Here is a 25,169-nt window from a genome sequence, read left to right as displayed (position 1 = left end):
TATATGTTTTTTTTTATGCTTAAATTTGTCAAAAGCAAAATTTATTTATTTTTTTATTGCTGTATTCAAAAAAAATTAGATATTTGCTACAAATATATATTTTTTTATTTAATCTGTGCACGGGCACACAATAAAAAAAGTTTGTTAAAACTATTTTGTTGTATAAAATTACTAACCATCATGTTTAAAAACACCTGTCATACTATTTGCGCCTTTTTCAAAAAAAAGCGCTCATTATCAATATTTCTTTTATCAATAGGCCAAGTAATTTGGAGTCAAAGCACGGTTTCGGTAATTAATACAAATTTTCAGCTATCGTTAGAGTTTATTGGAACAGTACAAAATCGTGATGCAAAAGAAATAAAGACCTCTAATTGGATTATTGGCTGTGAGACCCTTGACCGCGACATGGCCGATTACCATCAATATAAAGAATACTTAGGGCCTCTTGGAATAAAAAGATTACGAATGCAGGCCGGTTGGGCCAAAACAGAGAAGGAAAAAGGAATTTATGACTGGGGCTGGCTGGACAAAATTGTAGATGACGCTACAAAACGCGGTTTAGAAATATGGCTGGAAACTTCTTATGGAAATCCAATCTACGAAGGGGGCGGAGGCATTAATTTAAGTGCAGGAATTCCTACTTCTGATAAGGCTCTTCTTGCCTGGGATAAATGGGTTAAAGCTTTAGTATTGAGGTATAAGGATAAAATTAAAGAATGGGAAGTGTGGAATGAACCTAATTTTGGTGATAACAAAATAAATTCACCGGAGAAAGTAGCTGCATTAAACATTCGTACAGCAGAAATTATAAAAAGTATTCAGCCTCAGGCAATAATATCTGGACTATCCCTCGGACATATTGATCTAGAGTATGCCGATAAGTTTTTTAAAGTTCTTCACGATAAAAAGAAACTTAATCTGTTTGATAATATGACCTACCATGATTATGTATATAATCCGGATTCTAATTACGGACGTGTATCGCAATTACGCTCTGTTCTTGATAAGTACAGTCCTATAATTAAATTAAGACAGGGAGAGAACGGAGCCCCGTCTTTTGGTGGTGGTGGACGAGGAGCATTAGGTGATTACGACTGGACGGAACTCTCTCAGGCTAAATGGAATTCACGAAGAATGCTTGGCAATCTTGGACATGATATCCAATGCAGCATACTAGGAATTATTGATATGAACTATGGAATGGCCGGAAGCCCTATTACTAAACTCAATGTAAAGGGAATTATTGAGTCAGATGCAACAAGAAAAGCAGTCCGTCCAAAAACGGCATACTATGCCATGCAAAATATAGCCTCAATTTTTGATGATTCGCTGCATCGTTTGACAGACCTGCATCACACCTATAATATAACTGGAGCAGAAAAAGGGGAACACCGATACAGTTGTGGCACAGACAGGAGTATATCCGTTTATGGTTATGAGCATAAAAATTCAAAAAAACAGGTTTACACAATTTGGATGGACGAGAGTATTCCGTTGAATTCGAACACAGGCAAACTTCAGGATTTTTCTTTTTCAAATGCAAATTTTGAAAATCCCGTATATGTTGATATTATATCTGGAAAAGTTTACAATATACCTGCTGATAAATGGAGTAAAAAAGGAGATATTTTCACTTTTAAAGACATTTTAATATATGATTCCCCTGTTTTGATAATTGATAAAAGTCTCCTGAAAATCAAGACACCTTAGTTCACTTCCCTAATTTTATTTTATTAAATCATGAGATACAAAAAAGTATTTGTACTGCTTCTGCTTGTTTATGCAGGAGCAAGTGCACAGAGAAGCTATAAGCTTACTTCAAATCTTGAAGTATTAAAACCAATCAATATTTTTCCGGAAAAGGCCCAGACTGATTTTGTTCTTAGAGATGGATCAAAAGCTGATAAGAAAGCCACTTTCGAGGGTAAAACGGATAAGGATGGCAATACAATTTTTACAGCAGAAGTTTTTACAACAGCAAAATCACATTACGATGTCAACGTAAAATGGATCTGTGATAAGCCTTTAAAAAAAGGAGATGTTATTTTGGCCAAGTTGACTATGAGAGCCCTTTATGCAAGGCAGGAATCTGGGGAAGCTGTAGTGAATTTTTATATGAGCCGCAGAAACTATGACGGTGATAAAAGCATTATTATTCAGCTTGGCGCCGGACCTGAATGGAAAGAATATGATATTCCGTTTACAGCATTGACTGATATGCCTGCAGGCGAAGGTGAAATTTTTCTTTCACTCGGAGCGCTATCGCAAAAGGTAGAAATCAAAGACTTGATTGTTTTAAATTTTGAGAATAAAATTTCGTTGGAAAAACTGCCTGTAACACGTTTTACTTATTTAGGGCGTGAAAAGAATGCGGCATGGAGAACACAAGCTTTAAAAAAAATCGAAGAAATCAGAACAGCGCCAATTGATATTCATTTAACAGACTCAAAAGGAATTGCTGTTAAGGGGGCAAAAGTTGAGGTCAAAATGAAAACTTCAGAATTTATTTGGGGAACGGCTGTTAACGAAGAAATTTTAGCAGAGGAACTGCCAGATTCAAAAGAATACAAGAAAAATCTTTTAGAACTTTTTAATACAGCAGTTATAGAAAACGGATTTAAAGGTGGTTCCTGGAAACAAAATGAAAAGAAACAGCAGCAAACCATTAAAGCATTTGAATGGCTGGAAAAAAACGGATTCAGGCAGCGTGGACATAATCTTGTCTGGCCGGCATGGAAATTTAATCCGGCACGTGTGAAAACACTTGCAGAGAATGATCCCAAGGCATTCGAAAAATACATTGAAGATGAAATACGTGAAAAAACGTCTATCTTAAAAGGAAGAGTAATTGGATGGGATGTTGTAAATGAACTAGTGCATGAAAAAGAATTTTTTGCGTATCTGCCAAAAGATATCGAAGTAAAATGGTTTCAGATTGCCAAATCTATAGATCCTCAGGCCCAAATGTTTATTAATGAATACGGGATGCTTAACAGTATCGCCAGCCCTAATAATATTAAAGAATACGTAAAGCTCATCAGTGATTTGAGAACTAAAGGAGCTCCTATTGATGCAATAGGGATTCAGGGTCATGTGGGAAGACAGCCAAGAAATCCTGAGCAGGTAATAAGCGATCTCGAATTATTCAAATCTACAGGGCTTCCTGTTCAGATTACAGAGTTTGATATAAACATGAAAGATGAAGAACTTCAGGCAGACTACACACGAGACTTTTTAATTGCATGCTACAGCTCTCCAGTTGTAACAGGATTTACGATTTGGGGTTTCTGGGAACCCAAACACTGGAAACCCGATGCCGCTATGTTTAGAAAAGACTGGACTGCAAAACCAAATGCCCAGGCTTGGCGTGATCTGGTAACCAAGGAGTGGAAAACGAATTTTATACAGGAATCTGACAGTAAGGGTCATGTTAGTTCACGAGGACATTTTGGACTTTATGAAATAACGGTAACAAATGGAAGTGTGGTAAAAAAAGTAATGTATCAGTTGAGTAAGGAAAGCCGAAAATTGGAGATAAAATTATAATACTGGCAGTATTGCGAACAAAGTACTTGCTATGATTTTTTAAAATAATAGAATTGCTTTGAAATATTTAAAAATACTGATAAAATAAAAATATGAAACGGACTATCTTTATAAATTTGATTTTGCTGCTGGCGATTCTGACAACATCAGTTTCAGGTGCCAGAAATATTTATGTCGCAACAACCGGCAACGATTCACCCAATGACGGCACAGTAGACAAGCCTTATCTGACGATAAATAAAGCTGCCCAGGTTGCTCTGGCAGGAGATGTCGTAATCATAAAATCGGGTACCTATTCTCCAACAATGCAGATTGATATGGTAAATTCCGGCACATCGCTCTTGCCTATTACCTACAAGGCAGAAATTCCGGGAGAAGTAATCATAGATGGTTCAGCTTCAGCAACCCCTACAGTTTCAAACAGACGCGGACTTATTACGATCGCAGGACCAAATGCGACAAATTTGAAAAGCTGGATTATAGTTGAAGGCCTGCGTCTTATAAATTCAAAATGGGCTGGAATTATTGCCATTAATAGCTCAAACATTACCATAAAAAATTGCAGTATCTATAATACGGGAGCCTCGGGCATAATTGGCGCTACATCATCAAATATCCAGGTAGTAAACAATAAAGTGCAGCAGGCCTGTGTGCATCCTGATAAAGCAGCAGGGACAAATGAATGTATTACAATGGCAAGTGTGGATAACTTTGAGGTGGCATATAATATCGTTTCTGACCGCACGACGGATCCGTCTAACGGAGGAGAGGGAATTGATGCGAAAAATGCCTGCAGTAACGGAAGCATACACCACAATACAGTTTTTAACTTGTACCGTGTAGGTATTTATGTAGATGCCTATCAGAAAAACATCAATAATATAGAAGTATATGCCAACAAAGTTTTTGATGTAGGAGGTGGCGGAATTACTATAGCCAGCGAGGAAGGCGGTACGGCAAAAGGTATTAAGGTTCACGACAATGTCGTATATAATATAAAAAGAGTAGGTATCAGAATTGCAGGCTATCTTAACAATGGCCCCTTGCAGGAGATTGATGTATATCAAAATACAATCGTTAACTGTGGTACAAGTGGCGGCAATTGGGAGAATTGCGGTCTGTTGATTGAAGCTACAAATGCAGCAAACTACGGATTCAATGTAAGAAACAATATAATAGCCTCATCGCCTGTACAAATCAGGGGAAACAATCAGACCTATCCTGTTGTTATAGACAATAATATTTTATTTGGATCAACTTTGCTCTCTGGGACAAATGCGATTGTACAGGATCCTAAATTTACAGATCCAGCATCAAATGATTATAGATTAAGAGAAGGGTCGCCTGCTATAAATAAAGTGGCAGGATTTCCTTTGTCGACTAAAGATTTTAACGATGTGGGGAGACCTATTGGAAATCAGGGCGATATTGGGGCATTTGAATACAGCCCTAATCTTAGTACAGGTAATTTGATTCAAAAAGAATCAGGGCGAGGATTAAAAATATATCCAAATCCTGCTAAAGAGTCCATAACCATAAATATACGATCAGACGAGGCTGACAAATACAAGGTATTGATATATGACTTACAGGGCAGATTAGTTTACAGTGAAGATGACACTCGCCTGTTCGATGCAGGAACTGACTCTGGAAGTGTTAACACTAGTAAGTTTAACACCGGCTTATATCTACTGAAAGTTGCAGGCGAGAGCGGTAAAAATTTCTCATCCAAATTTCTCATCCAAAAATAATATGAGAGCTGTTTTTTTATATTGTTATTTGACTGTCTGCTCGGTATTTTTATGTCAGGCACAACAAACTAATACGTCCTATGATGTTAGGCATATTATCCAATCAGTTTACGATCAGGGTATTCAGCATACTGAATTGGATTTTTATGCCGGTACCTTGCTTTTGCACGGAATAAGTGAGTTTTCGCTACTGCCGGGAAACGAAGATATTCTTAAAAATACCATTTCGACCTATAAAAGATTTTCAGACGGTTCCATAAATGCAAAGGGAAGTATTATATCCTATGAAGCAGGTGGCTCTGGAGCGGCTTATCTGTCATGGAAAAACTTTGCGCCTGACCTTGATAAGCAAATTTATACTACAGCAGAGAAGATGATGCAGCTGCAAAACCGTTCTCCTGAAGGTTTAATGACTGCTAATTTTGCAACTGGCGATAAAATTTTTATAGACGTTGCATTTGCGGTAAGTCCATATCTATTATACGCTGGTCTTAGAAATGGAAATCAGCAATATATAAACATGGCTGTAGATGAAACGCTGGGCCTCTTTCAGATATTAAAAGATAAAAAAACAGGTTTGCTTCATCAGGCAAGAGGATTTGCCGGACACGGAAGCATCTCTGAGGATAATTGGAGCAGGGGAAACGGATGGGGTGCATTTGCATTGGCTATTTTAGTTCGTGATCTGCCACAGACACATCCTAAATATAAGGAGGTTGAGGAATTAGGCAGGCAATTCTTTACAGCTGTATTGAAATATCAAAATAAAGAAGGTCTGTGGCATCAGGAAATTACGGATAAGACTTCTTATGTCGAAACTTCAGGAAGCGGATTGCTATTGTATGGTCTGGGGATTATGCTTGAAAAAAGAATACTTGATCAAAAATATATGAAGGATTTCAAACTTGGCCTTGCAGGCTACCTGTCCTATATAGGCACAGACGGTTCTGTGAGTCATGCCTGTTTCAGTTGTCTGGCGCCAAATAATGGAACAAAGCAAGACTACAAATCCCGCCCATGGGTATTTAATGATCATCATGCTTTTGGTCCCGCCGTGCTGGCTTTTAGTCAGGCAGCCAAAATGGGTATAGCCAATGTAAAGCCTTTAAAAAGAATGGGAATCTATTCTATTGCTGATTCACCAAAAACAGTACGAACCTATATGAAATTTGAAAGGGGAAGTGATATAGCATGGGAGAATGACAGAATTGCATACAGACTCTATGGCCCTTCCGTAAGGTCTAAAGTCGGCAATGGTATAGATGTATGGACTAAAAAAGTAGAATATCCAGTTATAGATAATTGGTACAAACTAAACGACGAAGGAAAGGATTATCATATCGACAGGGGAGAAGGTCTCGATTTTTATCACATGGGAAAACTTAGAGGTTGCGGAGCTATAGCGGTTTGGATAGATGGAAAACCTTATCCTTCAGCAACTTTTGACAGCTATAAATTTCTTAAAAACCAAACCGATGGTATTGGTGTACAGCTTAATTATCAAACGTGGAATGTTCCGGGTATAACCGCCTTGGAAGAAAAAAAAGTCATTGAAATGGGACTTGGAACCAATCTTTTTAAAGTCACAAGTACCATAAAAAGTGATAAGGATATTGAACTTACTATTGGCATTGGGATAACAACTTACGGACATCCTGAAGTGAGTAAAGATCAAAAAGCGGCAACAGTAAGTACATGGGAAAATACCAGTACTGAACATGGAAGTATAGGTTCGGCGGTTTTGGCTGATCCTAGAAATTTTATTGGCTATGGCTGCTATGAGGGGGATCAATATGTTTTGATCAGGGTAAAAACAAACACCCCATTTGTTTATTATGCCGGAGCAGGATGGGATCATAGTTCTTTTTTTAAGAACAAGAAAGATTGGTTTAGTTATATCAAGTTACAAGCCAGTGCAATTGACTTCATGGACAAGACAGCTGTTTACAAATGATGATTCAATAAGTAGTGAAATTTTTTTCGACAACTAATCAATTTCATAAATCTTGTTTTCAAAGTAAAAGCTGTTGTCTCGATAATGAGCTATTTTTTCTATTTCCTGAACCATGCGTCCTACCGCGGTAACGGGTATGCTAATATATTTGAAATCTAAGTTTTTAATCATTATAACCGAAAACAAGAATGACGGCAAAAATGATTTTCCTTTTTGAAAAACGTAATTTTTAACATAGAAATAAGTTTCTAAAATACTTCTTAATTATGATATATAAGTGCTTTAAGAATGCTGCATCGGCTAGAATAATACTAACCTGCTTGTTTTTGACTAGTATCATTGGATATTCACAGCAGGGAGAGAAAACTGCAGTTGATTTTGTGGACAATTTTATAGGTGTTCGAGATAAAAACACTAGTTGCATATTAGGGCCACAGCTTCCTAATGCGTCTATAAGTCCAAGTCCGCAGACGGCTCCCGGATCTGTAAATTATGATATGGATGGATACATTATGGGAGAGCCGATAAGAGGATTTGCACAGTTGCACGTAAGCGGAACCGGATGGGGCAAATACGGTCAGATTTTGTTTTCACCACAAATTGGATTGGCTGTAGGAGAATCAGAGCACGATTCTCCTAAAACAGATGAAACGGCGCTTCCTTTTGAGTATTCGGTGGCTTTGACCCGCTACGGAATTAAAACCCAAATTGCTCCACAGCAGCATTCTGCAATTTACAGATTTACTTTTCCGAAGTCAGACAAATCAAATATTCTCTTTGATCTCAGTCATAATATTACGGATATAGCAAGGGTCATGAAAAGTGAAAAAGGAAATTTTTTAGAAGGAAAAGTAACCTTTAGCAACTCAGACGGCACAGAATTGAAAGGTTACGGTCAATACATTGGAGGTTTTTCTAATGGTCCCTACAAAATTTTCTTTTGTATAAGACTAAGCAAAGCGCCGCAGTCAAAAGGTACATTTAGTAATGGCATTATCAATAATGGAAGTAGTGAGCAGGTAACAGATAAGGTAGAAGACCGTATTGGCGCCTATGCCCAATATACCACAGAAGAGGGTGAGGCTGTTTATTTGAAAGTAGCCGTTTCGATGCAGAGCGCGGAGAATGCAGCAGCCTGGCTTGATACCGAAATCCCTCAATGGGATTATGACCAGGTAAAAGAAAATGCCAGAAAAAAATTGAATCAGGAATTGGGAAAAATTGAGATACAAGGAGGAACAGAAACAGAAAGGCGTATTTTTTATACCGCCCTGTACCATAGCTCCATTATGCCACGCGACAAAACAAACGATATGGTAGGCTTTGATAAAGATGTAGCGGTATGGGACGATCATCTAGCGGTATGGGATACCTGGCGTACGCTTTATCCGCTAAAGGTACTCACCAATCCTGATATGGTTAGCGGAACAATTAACTCGTTTATAGCCCGCCTGAAAAAAAATGGCAGGGTCAAAGACGCGTATGTCGCAGGGAACGACATGATGGCTGAACAGGGAGGTAATAACATTGATAACATAATAGCAGATGCTTTTGTCAAAGGAGTTAAAGGAGTGGATTGGAAGCAGGCTTATGAGGTTGTTAAATTTCACGCCGATAGTGAGCGAAACGGTATCAGCTATGGCAAGCCGGATAACAGCAAAATGTATAAAGAACTCGGATGGATTCCGGCTGGAAAAATGAGTTGTTCTGTGACTTTAGAATACGCTTATAATGATTTTTGCGCATCAGAACTCGCTAAATCATTAGGTACCAAGGCGGATTATAAGAAATACCTTGACAGAAGCGCCAAATGGGTGAACCTGTGGGACCAAGACGCGCAAAGTGATGGATTTAAAGGATTTATAGTCCCTCGAAATTTAGAGGGACAATTTGTAACCATAGATTTAAAAAAGAACTGGGGTTCGTGGAAGGACTATTTTTATGAAGGTAGTTCCTGGACCTATTCTTATTTTGTTCCACATCAGTTTGAGAAGCTCGTTGAAATAAGTGGAGGAAAAGAAGCATTTGCCAAAAAGCTGCAATACGCATTTGACAACAATCTTATTGATTATGGCAATGAGCCAGCGTTTTTAGCAGTGCATGCATTTCATTATGCTGATCGTACAGATCTTGCGAGTTTTTATATAAGAAGATTAATGAAAGAAAGATTTACTCTTCAAGGCAATGCAGAGAATGACGACAGCGGTGCAATGAGCAGCTGGTATGTGTTTTCAGCAATGGGATTTTTTCCTAATGCGGGTCAAAATATATATTATCTGACGGGATCTCCTTTTGAGAAAACGGTACTGACCCTTGGTAACGGAAAAAAAGTAATCGTAACAGCAAAAAATGCCTCGGATAAAAATGTTTATATCCAGTCATGCAAAATTAATGGCAAGACATGGAAAAACTCCATTTTCACTCATAACGAGATTGAAAATGGAGGTACCATTGAATTTGTAATGGGAGAAAAGCCGTTTTTGCATAAATAGTTTTATTTACATAAGTGCAGAATCTGTATATAAAATTTATATAAAGCAAAATACATCATATCACCATGGCAGTACTGCTTATTTCTTAGATTTTAGTTTCTCATAAGATGATCAATAGCATTTATTGAGGAGAGCTGGAAGATTCAGTTACAAATTAGAGTTCTGAAAAGTGCCTTAAATGCAAAATATTAAAGCCGATAAATTCAAATAACCACAACAATCCGGGCGAGCGTATGGCAGCAAGCTATAAAACTATTACTAACTATCAAGAAAACCAATTATGAAGATTAACACATTAAAAAAAGTATTTTGCCTCAGTGCCATATTGGCTGCGGGGTTTTCCAGTTGTGCAAAATTAGAAGAAGAGGAAATAGAAAGCGGAGTTGAAAAAATCAACATAGTAGCGCAAAAGGAAACAGCAGCATCGACAGCTGTTCTAAAAGTGCCGCCAATCATTAGCCAGTCTACCATTGACAATTTCAACACTACAAACAGTTCCAACCCGCTTAAGCACTTGACCATTTCCAATGACTATAGGGTTGAAGTAAAATTAAGTTCTTCCAGTATCTATCAGGAAGTGCAGGTCTTTAAGACAGATAATTATGCCATAGCAAATGGTTCTGACAGGCGACCTCAAACCTCTGCTTCTTTTGCGAACTTTTCTTTTGAAAGCGGAAACACAATCGATATTCGCATAACAGGCATCCAGGCCTTATCGGGTTGTGTGGTTAGGCCTAAACGCCTAGGAATTAACCCAGTGAAGATAAATGCCTACCAATATACATTCTCTATAAATGCGCATCAAAAGCTTTCTCTCGACATGAATGGCAATAGGCTTAATCCGCTTTTCATATTTGGCAACCCTCCTGAACCAACTTTAGAAACTGGTGGTGCAGGAGCGATCAACTTTGCACCAGGAACTATTACAAATGTGGATCACATGGTTATTAATTCAGGTGCCAGAGTAAATATTCCCGCGGGTGCTATTGTTCAGGGAAATTTTGTATTGCCAAAAGGCACAAATAATGTAAAATTTCTTGGACATGGAATCATAACAAGCGGTAATCTAAATTTTAGTTCCACCGGTAATATCAAATGGGACAATTCTACATTCGCACCAGATCAGGGACATCGTGCATGGAACGGCGTTAACAATGTTAGCTGGGAGGGGCTTACCATTGTAAATGCGGCACAATGGGTTTTTGCCTGTACTTATGGTAATGAAGGCACTAATAACGAAACCCACTCGAGCCACCATAATACTTTTAGGGATCTCAAACAAGTACACTGGAACCCTGAAACAGATCCAGTCTGGTTTGACGGTGATTATAATACCGTTAACGATTGCTTCTTATTCGCTAACGATGATGTAACTTCACATGGTTCGAATAACTGTACTCTATCAAATATTGTAATCTGGCAGGGCGGAAATGGCGGGCATCTGCTTATGTTAGATAATTGGAGTTCTTCAAACAACATAACTTATGATAACATAGATCTTATTGGACAGGAGAATGTTATGGAAACAGTGCTCTTAAAAGCGACACAGCCACTTAATAAAACATTCAATAATATTACTATTAAAAACGTGTTTGTAGAAGAACGTACGGCACCAAGCTCATATTGGAAAAACAGATTTTTTAGTATGTATTCCCCGACCAGTACTGGCAAATATTCAGTATCTAATTTTGTGTTTAATAACATACAACTTCCTAATCAAAACCCGGCTACGGATGGTGAAGGTATCCTGGCGCCAGCTTTAAGTGTTACAGGATTAAAATTTACTGACCTTTATATGGGTGGCACTAAGATGATGAGTCTGAGCGCGGCACACATTACTAAAAATGCAAACGTAACGGGTGAGCTGTTCGAGTAAATTAACATTTCAAATGGAACACCTGAAAATCGGATACATTTAATCTGAAATTAAAAAGCAGTAGACTAGGCTCTATTGCTTTTTGTTAAGCCAAGATCATTAAAATTTGTGATGTGATTCCCAACAAATGTATTTGTCATCTGGATGGAAATAAGTCGATGAAGATCATTGCCAAGAATCTGAGCGCTAAAAATAGATCGGTAAAATCTGCGATTTCCAATAATAAAATTTTTAATAAATCCTGGATTGATCATGATGAAAGTTATGAAGGCAGGAATTTTAGTGTTCGAGATGGCTGAAAATCCCGGTGATTGGTTCAGCAAAACGTTACCACCTTCAAAATGGGTTAATGAAACTTAAAGCCATGATTTTCATGGCTTTTTTTATAGTCCTTTTTATCTCATAGATTATTTTTTTTCCATAAAATTCTTTTAAACTAAATGTTCCATTGAAAAAAATGGTACTTATGTGATTGAAGCACTTTTAAAATACTGATGATTTTTTAGCTGTTTTGCGGAATAAATAAAGGATTGTGAAAATTATAAAAAAAAATGGTTAGTTCTTATTATAATCTCAAAAATTGGTTTTTTAATAAAAAAACACTATTTATTTGGAAGTAAATACAAAAAATAGTTGATATTTGTATGTTTTTAAAATCTGTGCAGGGGCACATATTATGAATTTTTGATTTATTCGCTGATTACTAACTAAATAAAACAACCACAAATGAAAAAGAAGATCATTTTTCAAACATTATTAATTGCAGTATTATTAGCATTTAGCTGTAGTGACAACAATGATCCGGTTAAGGATGAAAGTACAACGGTCAATACAGAGGCGCCAACTCCCATAACAGGGAAAACTTATTATGTTGATGCGTCTGTTACTGCAAGTGGAAACGGATTAAGCGAAGCAACAGCATTTAAAACACTCTCAGAGGCTGCCGCTGTTACGGCTCCCGGAGATGGCGTTTTGGTAAAAAATGGTACGTATTCAAATTTCGAAGAAAAAACATCAGGAACACCTACGGGATGGGTTGTTTGGAGAAATTTTCCGGGCCACAAACCAAAAATCACCTATACAAGTTGGGTTGGTATCTACATTAAAGGATCTTATATTGAAATAGACGGGTTTACCGTACAAGGAAATAATGATAATATAACGCTAAACGATGCATTAAATCAGCCCGGGGGATGCAAAGTTACAGGTGCTCCACAATCTATTTACAATGGTAATGGAATTTTAGTAGACAGCAGAACCTCTGCATTTAACAATCCTTTGGGAGAATTTTATCATCATGTCAATATAAAAAATTGTGTTGTTTACGATTGTGGAGGTGCTGGAGTAGCCGCCATAGATTGTGATTATATCAGAATTGAAAATTGTACCATATTTGATAACGCGTGGTATTCAATTTATGGTACTAGCGGTATCAGTTTATTGGAATTAAAAAATTTCAATACAGATACAGATGCTAATAGAAATATTATACGTAACAATATTCTTTACAACAACAAAATGCTGGTTCCATGGCGAGATGGAAACTGCAAATTTACGGACGGTAATGGGATTATTATTGATTATGCTAATGTAAATGATTACAGTGGTAAAACACTAATTGAGAATAATGTTGTTTATAATAATGGAGGCAGGGGAATCCATGTTTACAATTCAAGTTATGTCAATATTGTAAACAATACCTGCTATCAAAATTGTTCAACTCCTGAAATTAACGAAGGCGAGATTACAATTATTGGAAAATCAGCAACTATTAAAAATAAAAATTGCTCCGTTTATAATAATATTCTTTATGCAAGAACAGGCGAGAAAGTAAATACTGTGGCCAATGCTGAAAACTATAGCCAGCGAAACAACATTTATTTCAATAGTACTTCGGGTGATGACTTAGCAACCTTGGGAGGCACAGTAAATCCGATGTTTGTGAATGCGGAAGCCGGTGATTTTAAACTCAAAGAAAGTAGCAAGGCAATTGATTATGGTTATATAAAAATGTATTACCCTGCTTTTGATATTTTAGGTATTGCACGATACAAAGGGGCGAGTATTGACTGTGGAGCTTACGAAATTAAATAACTGTTTTTTTATAAACATATATCTCAAAAAAGATTGGTAAATGGGCACTTCTCAAACAAATTAGGCTTCGTTTTCTTATTCTCTATTGTACCTAAAAAATAAAATACCATTCATCTTTAAAATATCATTTTGAGAACTTTTTATTTCTTCTTCTTTTTTGGTGCTCTGTGTTTTTGCACGGGAGGATCGCTATTTGCACAAAGTGACAGGAAGCAGAGATCTCCAGGGGTTTTAGAAATTATGCCCGAAAATTTCTCTAAATCAAATACTTGGGTTTTTATAATGGCAGGTCAGTCCAATATGGCGGGCCGTGCCAAAGTGAGTCCTTTGGATACGATTAGCAGCCCCAGGATCTTTTCAATTAACAAGGAGGGAAATTTAATTAGGGCAAGGGAGCCGTTGCATGATTTTGAAGAGCGTATGAAAGGGTTGGACTGTGGAGTTTCTTTTGCAAATGAAATTCTTGCACATGTAAATGATTCTGTCAATATAATTTTAGTTCCAGTGGCAGTTGGTGGAAGTTCGATAAATAAATGGATTGGAGACTCTATTCACAGAAATATAAAATTGCTATCGAATTTTCGTGACAAACTGCAAGTGGGATCAAATTACGGGACTATAAAAGCCATCCTGTGGCACCAGGGAGAAAGCGACGCAACGGCGCAGGGAAGTAAGGATTATCAGCTAAAACTAAAAAATATTTTTGCCTCCTTCAGAAGTATTGCCGATAACCAGCAAATGACTGTTATAACAGGTCATATTGGTGAATTCGTTGATAATAAATATATAAAAAACATTAATAAGGCCATAGATGCAGTGGATACGGAGGATGAAAATGTATATACGATACCTACGGAAGACTTTACCAATATAGGAGACAATTTGCATTTTGATGCTCTATCCCAAAGAAAAATGGGTATCAGAATGGCTCAAAAATATCTTGAAACATTAAAATAAATATCATAATTAACCCTGGCAATGAACAAAATTAAAATTTTTACCCTAGTGCTCTTGATTTACTCATTTGGATTATCGGCACAAAATATACTTTCAACCGTTACCTCCCTTGCTAATGAAAAATGGTATGGTGCATATACAGCAAAGGCATTCTGCAACACACCGCTGAAGGATATTACCTTTCAGCCCTACGGGCCGGATGAGAAACTAAACAATCTGGGTACGGACAATCGCGGTAACCAGGCAGCACCACTTTTAATTTCCAATAAAGGGCGTTACATCTGGAGCGACCAGCCTTTTGCTTTTGAACTCAAGCAAGGCAATGTAATCCTGCATTCCGATTTTGAAAAGATAAATGCAGTTCCTTCAGGTTCATCTCTTCGTGATGCCTATCTATCGGCAATGAAACTACATTTTCCTGCCTCGGGCAAAACTCCTGATGAACTGATGTTCAAAATGCCGCAATACAATATGTGGATTGAGCTTAATTACAATCAGGATCAACCAAAAATATTAAAATATGCATCGGATATCCTTGCCAATAATTTTCCTTCAGGTGTCTTTATGATTGATGATATCTGGTCAAAAGACTATGGGAACTTTGATTTTGATACCTCTAAATTCTCTGATCCCAAAGGCATGGTGGAAGAACTTCATCAAAAAGGTTTTAAAGTCATGTTATGGTTAACTCCTTTTGTCAGTCCTGATGGGAAAGAGTTCGGATATCTGTCAAAAAACAAAGCCCTTGTGCTGAGAAAAGATTCAGCCAGACCTGCCATTATTAAATGGTGGAATGGATATAGTGGCTGTTTGGATTTAAGTCAGCCGTTTGCCGTTGATTGGTTGAGGTCTAAACTGACCAAACTCCAGAAATCCTATAACATTGACGGCTTTAAGTTCGATGCCGTTGATTCTGATTTCTACACAAAAGGATCAAAGGTGTTCCCTAATGAAGACACCAATACCAGTGGTCCTGTGCAGGCAGAGCTATTTGGAAAACTGGGAGCGGAGTTTAAATTTAATGAATTTCGAGCAGGCTGGAAAAACGGAAATCAGCCCCTCGCGCAACGCCTTCAGGATAAGGGGTATTCGTGGGATGAATTAAAAATATTGATTCCCGATATGGTATCTGCTGGATTAATAGGGCATCCCTTTACGTGTCCGGATATGATAGGAGGAGGCCTGCTGTCTAATTTCGAGAATATTGATTATTCCAAATTCGATCAGGAACTGATGGTCCGTTCAGCTCAGATTCAGGCATTAATGCCAATGATGCAGTTTTCTGTTGCCCCATGGAGGGTCTTGGATGAAAAACATTTAGTAATTGTAAGGGAAGCTGCCCAGCTGCATGCTAAAATGGGCGATTACATAGTTGGACTGGCACAAAAAGCCGCGATTGATGGAGAGCCAATTGTGCGTCATCTTGAATATTCGTTTCCTAATCAGGGTTTTGAGTCCTGTGATACGCAGTTTATGCTGGGCGAAAAATATTTGGTTGCTCCCATGGTAGTAAAAGGAAATACAAGATCTGTCAAACTGCCTAAAGGAAATTGGATCGATGATTTAGGAAAGAAATATAAAGGAGGTCAGACCATCACTATTGAAGTTCCTTTAAACCGCTTGCCGTATTTTATACTAGAGAAATAATATTGAAAATAGTATTTCTTAATAACAAATTATATTATGAGTAGTAAGAAGATAAACAGGAAGGGTATAGCTTATATATATATGCTATTGTTCTTGTTTGTAAGCATTGCAAGTATCACAGCCCAGGAGAGACTGCTTAAAACTCCGGGTACATTTGCGGTCGGGGCTAATTATTGGTCCTCGCATGCAGGAACTCACATGTGGAAGGACTGGAAACCCGAGATTATAGAAAAAGATTTCAAGCAGCTTTCTGAAAACGGAATTAAGGTATTAAGGGTATTTCCACTCTGGCCCGATTTCCAACCGCTGCATATAGTCTATGGTGGCCGTGGAGAAGTTAAATATTTCGCAGGCATAAACGAGCAGCCCCTTCCCTTAACAGGTATTGGGAGCGATGGCATGAGCGAAGAGCAATTAAAGCATTTTGAGCTTTTGGCTGATTTGGCGCACAAGTACAACTTAAAATTAGTTGTGGGACTTATAACAGGCTGGATGAGTGGACAATTATATGTTCCGCCTGCTTTGGAAGGAAAGGATATCATGACCGATCCAGCAGCATTGGTTTGGCAACAGAAATTTGTTACTTCTTTTGTAAAACGTTTAAAAAATAAACCTGCTATTATTGCGTGGGATTTTGGAAATGAATGCAATGAAATGCAGAAATTAGAAAATAATAATCAGGCCTATTTATGGTCGTCTGTTATTTCCGGTGCCATTAAAAGTGAAGATAATACAAGGCCCGTGATATCGGGTATGCACAGTCTGCAGGCAGAGAAAAATGCCGTATGGAGAATTATTGACCAGGCCGCAACCACCGATATTTTAACCACCCACCCATATTCTTTATGGACCAGGTTTACCAGTCAGGACCCAATTAATTCAATGCGAACGATTCTTCATGCTGCGGCTGAAACCAGACTATACGGCGATGTGGGAGGAAAACCTGCCCTGACTGAGGAAACAGGAGTTATGGGCCCCATGACAGGCGGTGAAAAAGAAAAGGCCGCTTTTGCCAGAACTGCCTTGTTCTCTAATTGGGCTCATGATTGTATGGGTACATTTTGGTGGTGCGCGTATGACCAGCTCAGTTTTAAATATCCGCCTTACAATTATGCTTCCGTTGAAGCTGAGTTAGGACTTATCAAAGAAGACAGAACCCCGAAACCTGTTATGACCGTCTTTAAGGATTTCAGCAGTCTTATTGATAAGCTTCCTTTTAAGACGCTGCCAGCCAGAAAAGCAGAAGCGGTATGTATTTTGACAGAAGGACAGGATACATGGTCTGTCGCCTATTCGAGTTTTGTTCTTGCTAAGCAGGCAGGCTTTGATTTTCAATTCCAGAAGGCTGATCAGGAGTTGGCTGATGCCCCATTATATTTGCTGCCTTCACTGAAAGGGATAGATCCTTTCTTCAAGGATTACTGGTTTAAGCTTTTGGAAAAGGTTAAAAATGGCGCAACTTTGTATATGTCACTGGACGATGCCTATCTGCATACTTTTAATGAACCTTTGGATATTGAAGTGTTAACCAATATGAAACGCAGGGGATCGGTGGGTTTTAATGCAATCATAGATGGAACGGTGCTGAACTTCAGTACAAGATCAGAGCGTAAATTAGCAATAAACCCTAAAAATGCAACCGTGCTGGCTTCCGAGGAAGATGGTAATCCGCTGTTTTTAAAAACCACTTATGGAAAAGGTTTTATTTACCTGCTGACCTTTCCGCTTGAAAACAACCTTACCACCACCGTTGGGGCTTTTGATAAGCAACAGCCTGCCTATGCAGCGATATATAAAGAAATTGCCAAACCGTTAATCAACAAGCGCATTTTGCAACAGTCTAATGTTTTTATTGGTACAACAGAGCATGAGATTTCTGCCAGTGAGAAAGTAGTTATCCTGATTAATTACAGTGCAGAAAACAGTGCTACTGAAATTAAGATAAAAGAGGGCTGGAATGTAAAATCAGCATTATACGGAAGTAAGCCTTCAGGATCATCTTTAACTATTGCGGCTAATGATGCAGTTGTTTTGATGTTGACAAAGCAATAGCATAAATTAAATTTCAAAAAAATAATTATGAAAATATTTAAAACCGGCATTTTAATTTTAGTTTTTTGTCTGACAGCAATAGAGGCTTCAGCACAAAACTTTGTTATAGAAGGACCCTGGAAAATTTCGTTTGAGGACAAAAGCGAATTCAGCCAGATGCAATATAATGATCTTTCCTGGGAAGAGTTGAAGGACCTGCAGTGGAGCGACGATCATAAGACTACCGCAAACAGGACGCTTTGGATTCGCAAGAAAGTCATAATTCCATCTTCACTTCAGTCAGAATTCAAAAAAACAGGATTGCTTACCTTGAGCATGGGAAAAATTCTGCAGACAGACGATACATACCTCAATGGAAAGCTGCTGGGTTCTACCGGATCAGGGGATACCTATAGGAATTACCTTGTTTCCAAAGAGGATATTTTATGGGACAAGGAAAATACAATTGCCATCAGGGTAGGACATTGGGGATCCTTTAAAATTTCAAAAACGCCTGCCTTTATCGCTGCTGCGCCTGCGAATTTTTTTGCTTATAAAACAAACATCAGCAATGCAGACACAAAAGCGCCAATCCAGAATAAAGATTTGGAGTACCAATTGATAGTGGTAAACAAATCCCCAAATATCATTTCAGGGGTAATTCAGGCAGATTTTTACGATTTTCAGGGCAATAAAATTTATACTGAAAAAAAACAAACTGACCTTGCTGTTGGAGAAAATAATATAGGATTCCGTTATAAATCCAAAACTTCTTTTGTGAAAGTAGTCTACACTGTGTCTATTGCTTCAATGGAATATATTCAGAAGTGGAATGCAGAGTATGGGTTTGAAGACATCGTCTATAAAAGGGCTATGCCTGTGGTCAATTATAAAGCCGAGCAAAAGTATGTTCCGTCAGACTTAAATAATATAGCGATTCAGGGCTGGCTTGGCGAAAGAATTAAAGCCAATACAGAGAAGCGCCTTTATAATGTGGACGAGGATGCATTGCTGGCAGGTTTTATCAACCGTCCGGGTAATCATTCCTGGATTGGGGAACATGTTGGCAAATTTTTGGAAGCAGCCTGCAATTCGTATGAAAACCATCCTAATGCCATATTGAAAAATCAGATAGACAGGACTGCCCAACAGCTTATAGGTGCACAACTAACGGACGGTTATCTGGGGACATATGATATTGACAGCCATTGGACGAGCTGGGATGTCTGGAGCCACCGTTATGATCTGATGGGATTACTGCGTTATTATGAACTGTCGGGATTCAAGCCTGCACTAAATTCCAGTGAGAAAATAGGCGATCTGATCATGAAAACCTTTGGCACTGAGAAAGGGCAGAAAGACATCGTAAAGGCAGGAGGCCATGTAGGTATGGCTGCGACCTGTATTTTGGAATCTATGGCCGAACTGTATCGCTTTTCGGGCAATAAAAAATACCTGGATTATTGTTATACGGTGATCAAAGCTTTTGATAATGCAGGCGGACCCAAAATCATAACCACTTTGAATTCAGAAAAAAGAGTCGATAAAGTTGCCAATGCCAAAGCCTATGAAATGATGTCGAACTTTTTAGGCGTAACAAAATTGTATCGTCTCACGGGCGATCAGCAATTTCTGGATCCTATACTGACCGCCTGGAATGATATTGTTGCCAACAGGCTGTATATAACCGGGACGACAAGCTCTTTTGAACATTTTCAGGATGATCATGTTCTCCCTGCAAGTGATAAGGACAATATGGGAGAAGGCTGTGTGACCACTACCTGGGTACAGCTCAATTACCAATTATTCTGCATTACGGGGCAGATTAAATATCTGGATGAATTGGAACGTTCTGTTTATAATCATCTTACAGGTGCAGAAAACCCGCAGACTGGAGCTGTAAGTTATTATACGCCCTTGGTGGGTAAAAAACCGTATCGCAGTGTCATTACCTGCTGTATGAGCAGTGTACCGAGAGGAATTGCGATGATACCGTTGTTCGGCAACGGAAAACTAAACCAGAACCCGGCTTTTCTATTGTATCAGCCTGGAACATATAACACGACTTCAGGGAGCGATAAAATTTCTTTTACCACAACAGGAGATTTTCTAAAAGATGAAAAAGTACTTATTACTGTGAACAATACATCAAAAGATAAATTTTCAGTTGATTTTAGAAAACCCTACTGGGCGACTGATTTTACCATTAAGATAAATGGGCAAAAGCAATCTGTAGGAAATACCGAAACCATTTCTATCGACAGGGTTTGGAAAAAAGGCGATCAAATAGAGGTCCTGTTTCATTTGCCTGTTCTGGTACTTCAGGGAGGCAAAAGCTATCCCGACCAGTTAGCCTTGCAGCGCGGCCCTCAAATACTTGCCTTCGATAAGAGCCTTAACGGTGATCTTGATTTGAGCGCTATCAGCTTAAATCCAAAAGATCTTGAATTGCAGCTCTCGGGTTTTTCTTTGCCGAGTAATTGGATAGGCGGTGAAATATTTAAAGTAAAGGCAGAAGCAAAAAACGGCCCTCAAGATGTTTTGTTAGTGCCGTATGCTGATGCCGGCCAGAGTGGAGGGGTAATTTCCACGTGGATTAAAACAATAAAATAAGCCATGAGCAAGAGTAAAATAATTGTAGTAGGAAGTTCTAATACCGATATGGTTTTAAGGACAGAAAGATTTCCAAAACCGGGTGAGACGATTCTTGGAGGTGATTTTTACATTTTTCAAGGAGGAAAAGGTGCCAACCAGGCTGTTGCAGCTGCCAGGGCCGGAGCAGCTGTCAAATTTATCTGCAGGGTAGGAAGCGACACTTTTGGGAATGATGCCATGGCGCATTATAATCAGGAAAATATTGATATAAGCTGTATTGCACAGGATCGGAATGCACCCACGGGAGTAGCTGTTATAACCGTTAATTCGGAGGGTGAAAATTCCATCATAGTGGCATCAGGTGCCAATGCCTTGCTTCAATCAAATGATGTATTGGCAGGGATTGAAAAAGCAGCTGATTCCAAGTGGATTATTACACAGCTGGAATCGCCTATAGCGGTGGTTATAGACTTGGCAAAGTACACAAAAATAAACAATAAGCATCTTATATTAAATCCTGCTCCTGCGGCGATTCTGCCCAATGAAGTGTATGATGGCTTATTTCTGATTACACCCAATCAGACCGAAACAGAATTGCTGACAGGAATAAAAGTCACCGATGCCATTTCAGCGCAAAAGGCTGCAGAAATTTTCAAATCAAAAGGAGTGCAAAATACCATCATTACAATGGGAAGCAAAGGCGCTTACGTGTATGCTGAATCTTTTAAGGGGCTTATTGATTCTCCAAAAGTAAATGCAGTCGATACAACAGCTGCCGGAGATATTTTTAACGGTGCCCTTATTGTTGCTTTGTCGGAGGATAGGAGCTGGAAAGAAGCAGTTGGGTTTGCCTGCAGGGCTGCCGCAATATCAGTAACACGAATGGGAGCCCAGGTGTCCACACCTTTTAGAGAGGAAATAATTATGTAGCGATGTGGCGTAAGTACATACCAGAAATAGGCCACAATTTTATCATTAATAAAGATCAGACTATGTTTGTAATTCATTCGTATAATACAGCAATTTTATTTTGTTTTATCACCATGCTATGCTGGGGATCGTGGGCCAATACCACCAAATTAAGTTCTTCGCACTGGCGTTTTGAGCTTTTCTATTGGGATTATGCAATAGGCATTTTGCTTTTGTCCTTATTGATGGCCTTTACTCTGGGAAGTTATGGTAGTGTCGGAATGCCATTTTTAGAAAATATTGCACAGGCCAATAAAGAAAATATATTTTCGGCACTTATTGGCGGAATTGTTTTTAATCTCGCCAATATACTTTTGGTTTCCGCCATAGCCTTGGCCGGAATGAGTGTCGCGTTTCCTGTTGGTATAGGAATAGCTTTAATATTGGGAGTTTTGGTAAACTATGCTGACAATCCACAGGGCAATGCAATACTGCTTTTTGGCGGAGTTGCACTAATTGCGATAGCCATTTTACTCAATGCGAATGCCTATAGAAAAGTTTCAAGAATTGCAGGTTCCTTTTCAGTTAAAGGACTCTTGCTTGCTATTGCTGCCGGAGTCCTGATGGGTTTTTTCTATAAATATGTTGCTGCTTCCATTTATACTGACTTCGCAATTCCTGAAGCCGGTAAACTTACTCCGTACACTGCCTTGGTGTTTTTTGCAGTGGGTATCGTAGGGAGCAATTTTATTTTTAACGGTCTGTTAATGCGTTTCCCTTTTTCGGGAACGAGATTAAGTGCCCGTGATTATTTCAAGGGCTCCGCAAAAGATCATCTAATAGGGATTTTTGGTGGTGCTGTCTGGCATCTTGGGATGTCTTTTAACATTATTGCATCCGGCATGGCCGGTTCTGCCATATCCTATGGATTAGGGCAGGGGGCAACGATTATTGCAGCAATCTGGGGAATTTTTATCTGGAAAGAATTTGCAGATGCTTCTCCCCGAACAACCAGAAAATTGTATTTGATGCTTGCCTTATATCTTGTTGGAATTCTTTTAATCATTTTGGCAAAAAAATAAATTATTTATTTATGAGACTCAATATAATTCAAATACTGGTTGCCATTTTTACAATGAACATGGTTAGTGGGCAAGTGCCCTTGTATAAAGATAAGTCAGTAAAAGTGCAGGAACGAGTTGCTGATTTAGTCAAACGAATGACTCTTGAGGAAAAAGTGCTTCAGCTCAATCAATATACTTTCGGACTCAACAGCAATCCCAACAATATTGGGCCAGAGATTAAAAAACTTCCTGCGGGAATAGGATCCCTAATCTATTTCAGTGCTGATCCGGTTTTAAGAAACGCAGTCCAAAAGAAAGCAATGGAGGAGACCCGTCTTGGAATTCCGGTACTTTTTGGTTTTGATGTCATTCATGGTTTCCGTACCGTTTATCCAATTTCCATTGCGCAAGCCTGTTCGTGGAATCCGGAGCTTGTAAAATTAAATTGTGCCGCAGCAGCAAGGGAGTCAGTGTTATCTGGTGTAGACTGGACTTTCTCCCCTATGATTGATGTTGTAAGAGATCCAAGATGGGGACGAGTTTCAGAAGGTTATGGAGAGGATCCTTACGTAAACGCTGTCTTCGGAGCCGCATCGGTAAGAGGCTATCAGGGCGCCAAACTTTCAGATCCTTTTTCTATTGCCGCCTGTCTAAAACATTATGCAGGTTATGGAATGAGCGAAGGCGGACGCGATTATCGTTTTAGCGACGTCTCGGCTCAGTCGCTGTGGGAGACTTATTTGCCGCCTTATAAAGCCTGTATTGATGCAGGCGCCGCCACTGTTATGAGTGGTTTTAACGATATCAGCGGTGTTCCTGCTACTTCTAATTATTATACCCTGACGGAAATACTAAAAAAGCGTTGGAAATTCGATGGTTTTGTCGTATCAGATTGGAATGCAGTAGAGCAGTTAATTTATCAGGGAGTTGCAAAAGATAAGAAAGAAGCTGCTCAGAAAGCTTTTACGGCAGGAGTGGAAATGGACATGAAAGATAATATTTATTTTGAAAATTTTGAAGCACTTCTAAGAGAGAAAAAAATCACACTGAAGGCTATTGACGAAGCCGTAAGCCGTGTGCTCAAAGTGAAGTTTGAGCTTGGATTATTTGATAATCCATATACAGAAATTATAGAGGAGAATCTGCGTTATCTTCAGCCGCAGAGTAAGCAGTTGGCAGCGAATCTGGCATCAGAATCCATGGTACTCTTAAAGAATAAAAATAGTACGCTTCCACTTGGATCGCAAGTAAAAAAAATCGCTTTGATCGGCCCCATGGCTAAAGACAAGGAAAATATAATGGGATCATGGTCTTTTAACGGACAAGCGAAAGATGCGGAATCAATTTTTGAGGGCTTAACTAATGAATTTAAAAATGTTTCGATCAATTATGCCAAAGGGTGTGATTTTGATGGATCAGATGAGAAAGACTTTGCTGAAGCTCTTGAAAAAGCACAGCAGTCAGATGTTGTTATACTTTGCCTGGGAGAGAAAAAGACATGGAGCGGGGAGAACGCCTCCAGATCTACAATTGCACTACCTGAAATACAGGAAAGACTTGCATTGGCCCTTCAAAAGGCTGGTAAGCCAATAGTCCTTGTATTGTCTAATGGCCGTCCCTTAGAATTAGTAAAACTTGAGAAAACGGCAGATGCGATCGTTGAGATATGGCAGCCTGGAATTGCCGGAGGAACTCCTTTGGCTGGAATTCTTTCAGGAAGGCTGAATCCTTCAGGCAAACTAGCCATAACTTTTCCGTTAACTACAGGACAAATACCTCTGTATTACAGTATGCGCCAAAGTGCCAGACCGTTTGATAAACAAGGCGATTATCAGGATATTTCGACCCAGCCGTTATATAATTTCGGGCATGGTTTAAGCTATACAGACTATAAGTACAGCCCCGTAGAATCGTCGGCGGTAAAAGTCAGCAAGAAGGAAAAGATTAGGTTTCAGGTCACTATTTCGAATACAGGAAAATACGATGGGAAAGAAACGGTGTTGTGGTATGTTTCTGATCCTGTAGCATCGATTTCAAGACCTTTAAAGGAGCTGAAGTTTTTCGAGAAAAAGGAGATAAAATCCGGAGAAAAAGCGGTTTACACCTACGAGATAGATCCCATACGTGATTTAAGCTTTCCCGATTCAGACGGAAAACCTTTATTTGAACCCGGAGCGTTTTATTTACATGTAAGTGATCAAAAGATAAAATTCGAAGTTACCGAGTAAGTACGGTTCTTTCAAAAATACT

General features: G+C 38.8%; 15 protein-coding genes. 14 read left to right on the top strand and 1 reads right to left on the bottom strand.

Annotated elements, in window-relative coordinates; genetic code table 11:
- The first annotated feature begins 180 nt into the window (after positions 1-180).
- The 5 genes from ACWA1B_RS17490 to ACWA1B_RS17470 all read left to right on the top strand — a co-directional run bounded on the left by ACWA1B_RS17490 (position 181) and on the right by ACWA1B_RS17470 (position 9,746).
- Entirely contained in the window at positions 181-1,713 is a 1,533-nt protein-coding gene (locus ACWA1B_RS17490) for a beta-galactosidase (RefSeq protein WP_456909106.1), read from the top strand.
- A gap of 30 nt (positions 1,714-1,743) precedes the next feature.
- Entirely contained in the window at positions 1,744-3,549 is a 1,806-nt protein-coding gene (locus tag ACWA1B_RS17485) for an endo-1,4-beta-xylanase (RefSeq protein WP_456909104.1), read from the top strand.
- A gap of 92 nt (positions 3,550-3,641) precedes the next feature.
- On the top strand, positions 3,642-5,300 hold the full coding sequence (locus ACWA1B_RS17480; protein ID WP_456909102.1) for a T9SS type A sorting domain-containing protein: 1,659 nt from the start codon (positions 3,642-3,644) through the stop codon (positions 5,298-5,300).
- Position 5,301: 1 nt separating this feature from the next.
- Positions 5,302-7,254 carry a DUF4861 family protein gene (locus tag ACWA1B_RS17475; protein WP_456909100.1) on the top strand — a complete coding sequence of 651 codons (1,953 nt, stop codon included), beginning with the start codon at positions 5,302-5,304 and terminating at the stop codon, positions 7,252-7,254.
- A gap of 326 nt (positions 7,255-7,580) precedes the next feature.
- Positions 7,581-9,746, top strand: coding sequence for a GH92 family glycosyl hydrolase (locus tag ACWA1B_RS17470; RefSeq protein WP_456909098.1), 2,166 nt, complete (start codon positions 7,581-7,583; stop codon positions 9,744-9,746).
- Positions 9,747-10,004: 258 nt separating this feature from the next.
- Here ACWA1B_RS17470 and ACWA1B_RS17465 read toward each other — a convergent pair whose 3' ends face one another.
- On the bottom strand, positions 10,005-10,217 hold the full coding sequence (locus tag ACWA1B_RS17465) for a hypothetical protein (RefSeq protein ID WP_456909096.1): 213 nt from the start codon (positions 10,215-10,217) through the stop codon (positions 10,005-10,007).
- A gap of 349 nt (positions 10,218-10,566) precedes the next feature.
- Here ACWA1B_RS17465 and ACWA1B_RS17460 point away from each other — a divergent pair, with 349 nt between their 5' ends.
- From ACWA1B_RS17460 to ACWA1B_RS17420, 9 genes are all read left to right on the top strand, one after another.
- On the top strand, positions 10,567-11,622 hold the full coding sequence (locus ACWA1B_RS17460) for a hypothetical protein (protein WP_456909094.1): 1,056 nt from the start codon (positions 10,567-10,569) through the stop codon (positions 11,620-11,622).
- 726 nt (positions 11,623-12,348) lie between these two features.
- Positions 12,349-13,716 (top strand): right-handed parallel beta-helix repeat-containing protein, encoded by a 1,368-nt coding sequence (locus ACWA1B_RS17455; protein WP_456909092.1) that lies wholly within the window; start codon positions 12,349-12,351, stop codon positions 13,714-13,716.
- Positions 13,717-13,845: 129 nt separating this feature from the next.
- Positions 13,846-14,673, top strand: coding sequence for a sialate O-acetylesterase (locus ACWA1B_RS17450; RefSeq protein ID WP_456909090.1), 828 nt, complete (start codon positions 13,846-13,848; stop codon positions 14,671-14,673).
- Positions 14,674-14,694: 21 nt separating this feature from the next.
- On the top strand, positions 14,695-16,320 hold the full coding sequence (locus tag ACWA1B_RS17445; protein WP_456909088.1) for a glycoside hydrolase family 31 protein: 1,626 nt from the start codon (positions 14,695-14,697) through the stop codon (positions 16,318-16,320).
- A gap of 36 nt (positions 16,321-16,356) precedes the next feature.
- Positions 16,357-18,372 (top strand): glycoside hydrolase 5 family protein, encoded by a 2,016-nt coding sequence (locus ACWA1B_RS17440; RefSeq protein ID WP_456909087.1) that lies wholly within the window; start codon positions 16,357-16,359, stop codon positions 18,370-18,372.
- Positions 18,373-18,399: 27 nt separating this feature from the next.
- Positions 18,400-20,964 carry a beta-L-arabinofuranosidase domain-containing protein gene (locus ACWA1B_RS17435; protein WP_456909085.1) on the top strand — a complete coding sequence of 855 codons (2,565 nt, stop codon included), beginning with the start codon at positions 18,400-18,402 and terminating at the stop codon, positions 20,962-20,964.
- Positions 20,965-20,967: 3 nt separating this feature from the next.
- Positions 20,968-21,876, top strand: a complete 909-nt coding sequence (gene rbsK / locus ACWA1B_RS17430; RefSeq protein ID WP_456909083.1) for a ribokinase — start codon at positions 20,968-20,970, stop codon at positions 21,874-21,876.
- A gap of 62 nt (positions 21,877-21,938) precedes the next feature.
- Positions 21,939-22,937, top strand: coding sequence for a GRP family sugar transporter (locus tag ACWA1B_RS17425; protein WP_456909081.1), 999 nt, complete (start codon positions 21,939-21,941; stop codon positions 22,935-22,937).
- 11 nt (positions 22,938-22,948) lie between these two features.
- Complete coding sequence (locus ACWA1B_RS17420; RefSeq protein WP_456909080.1) at positions 22,949-25,147, top strand: glycoside hydrolase family 3 N-terminal domain-containing protein; 2,199 nt, start codon at positions 22,949-22,951, stop codon at positions 25,145-25,147.
- The last annotated feature ends 22 nt before the right edge of the window (positions 25,148-25,169 follow it).

The organism is Flavobacterium xizangense, from assembly GCF_054075145.1.
The sequence above is the reverse complement of the archived record's forward strand: the minus strand, read 5'-3'. Positions and strand labels throughout refer to the sequence as shown.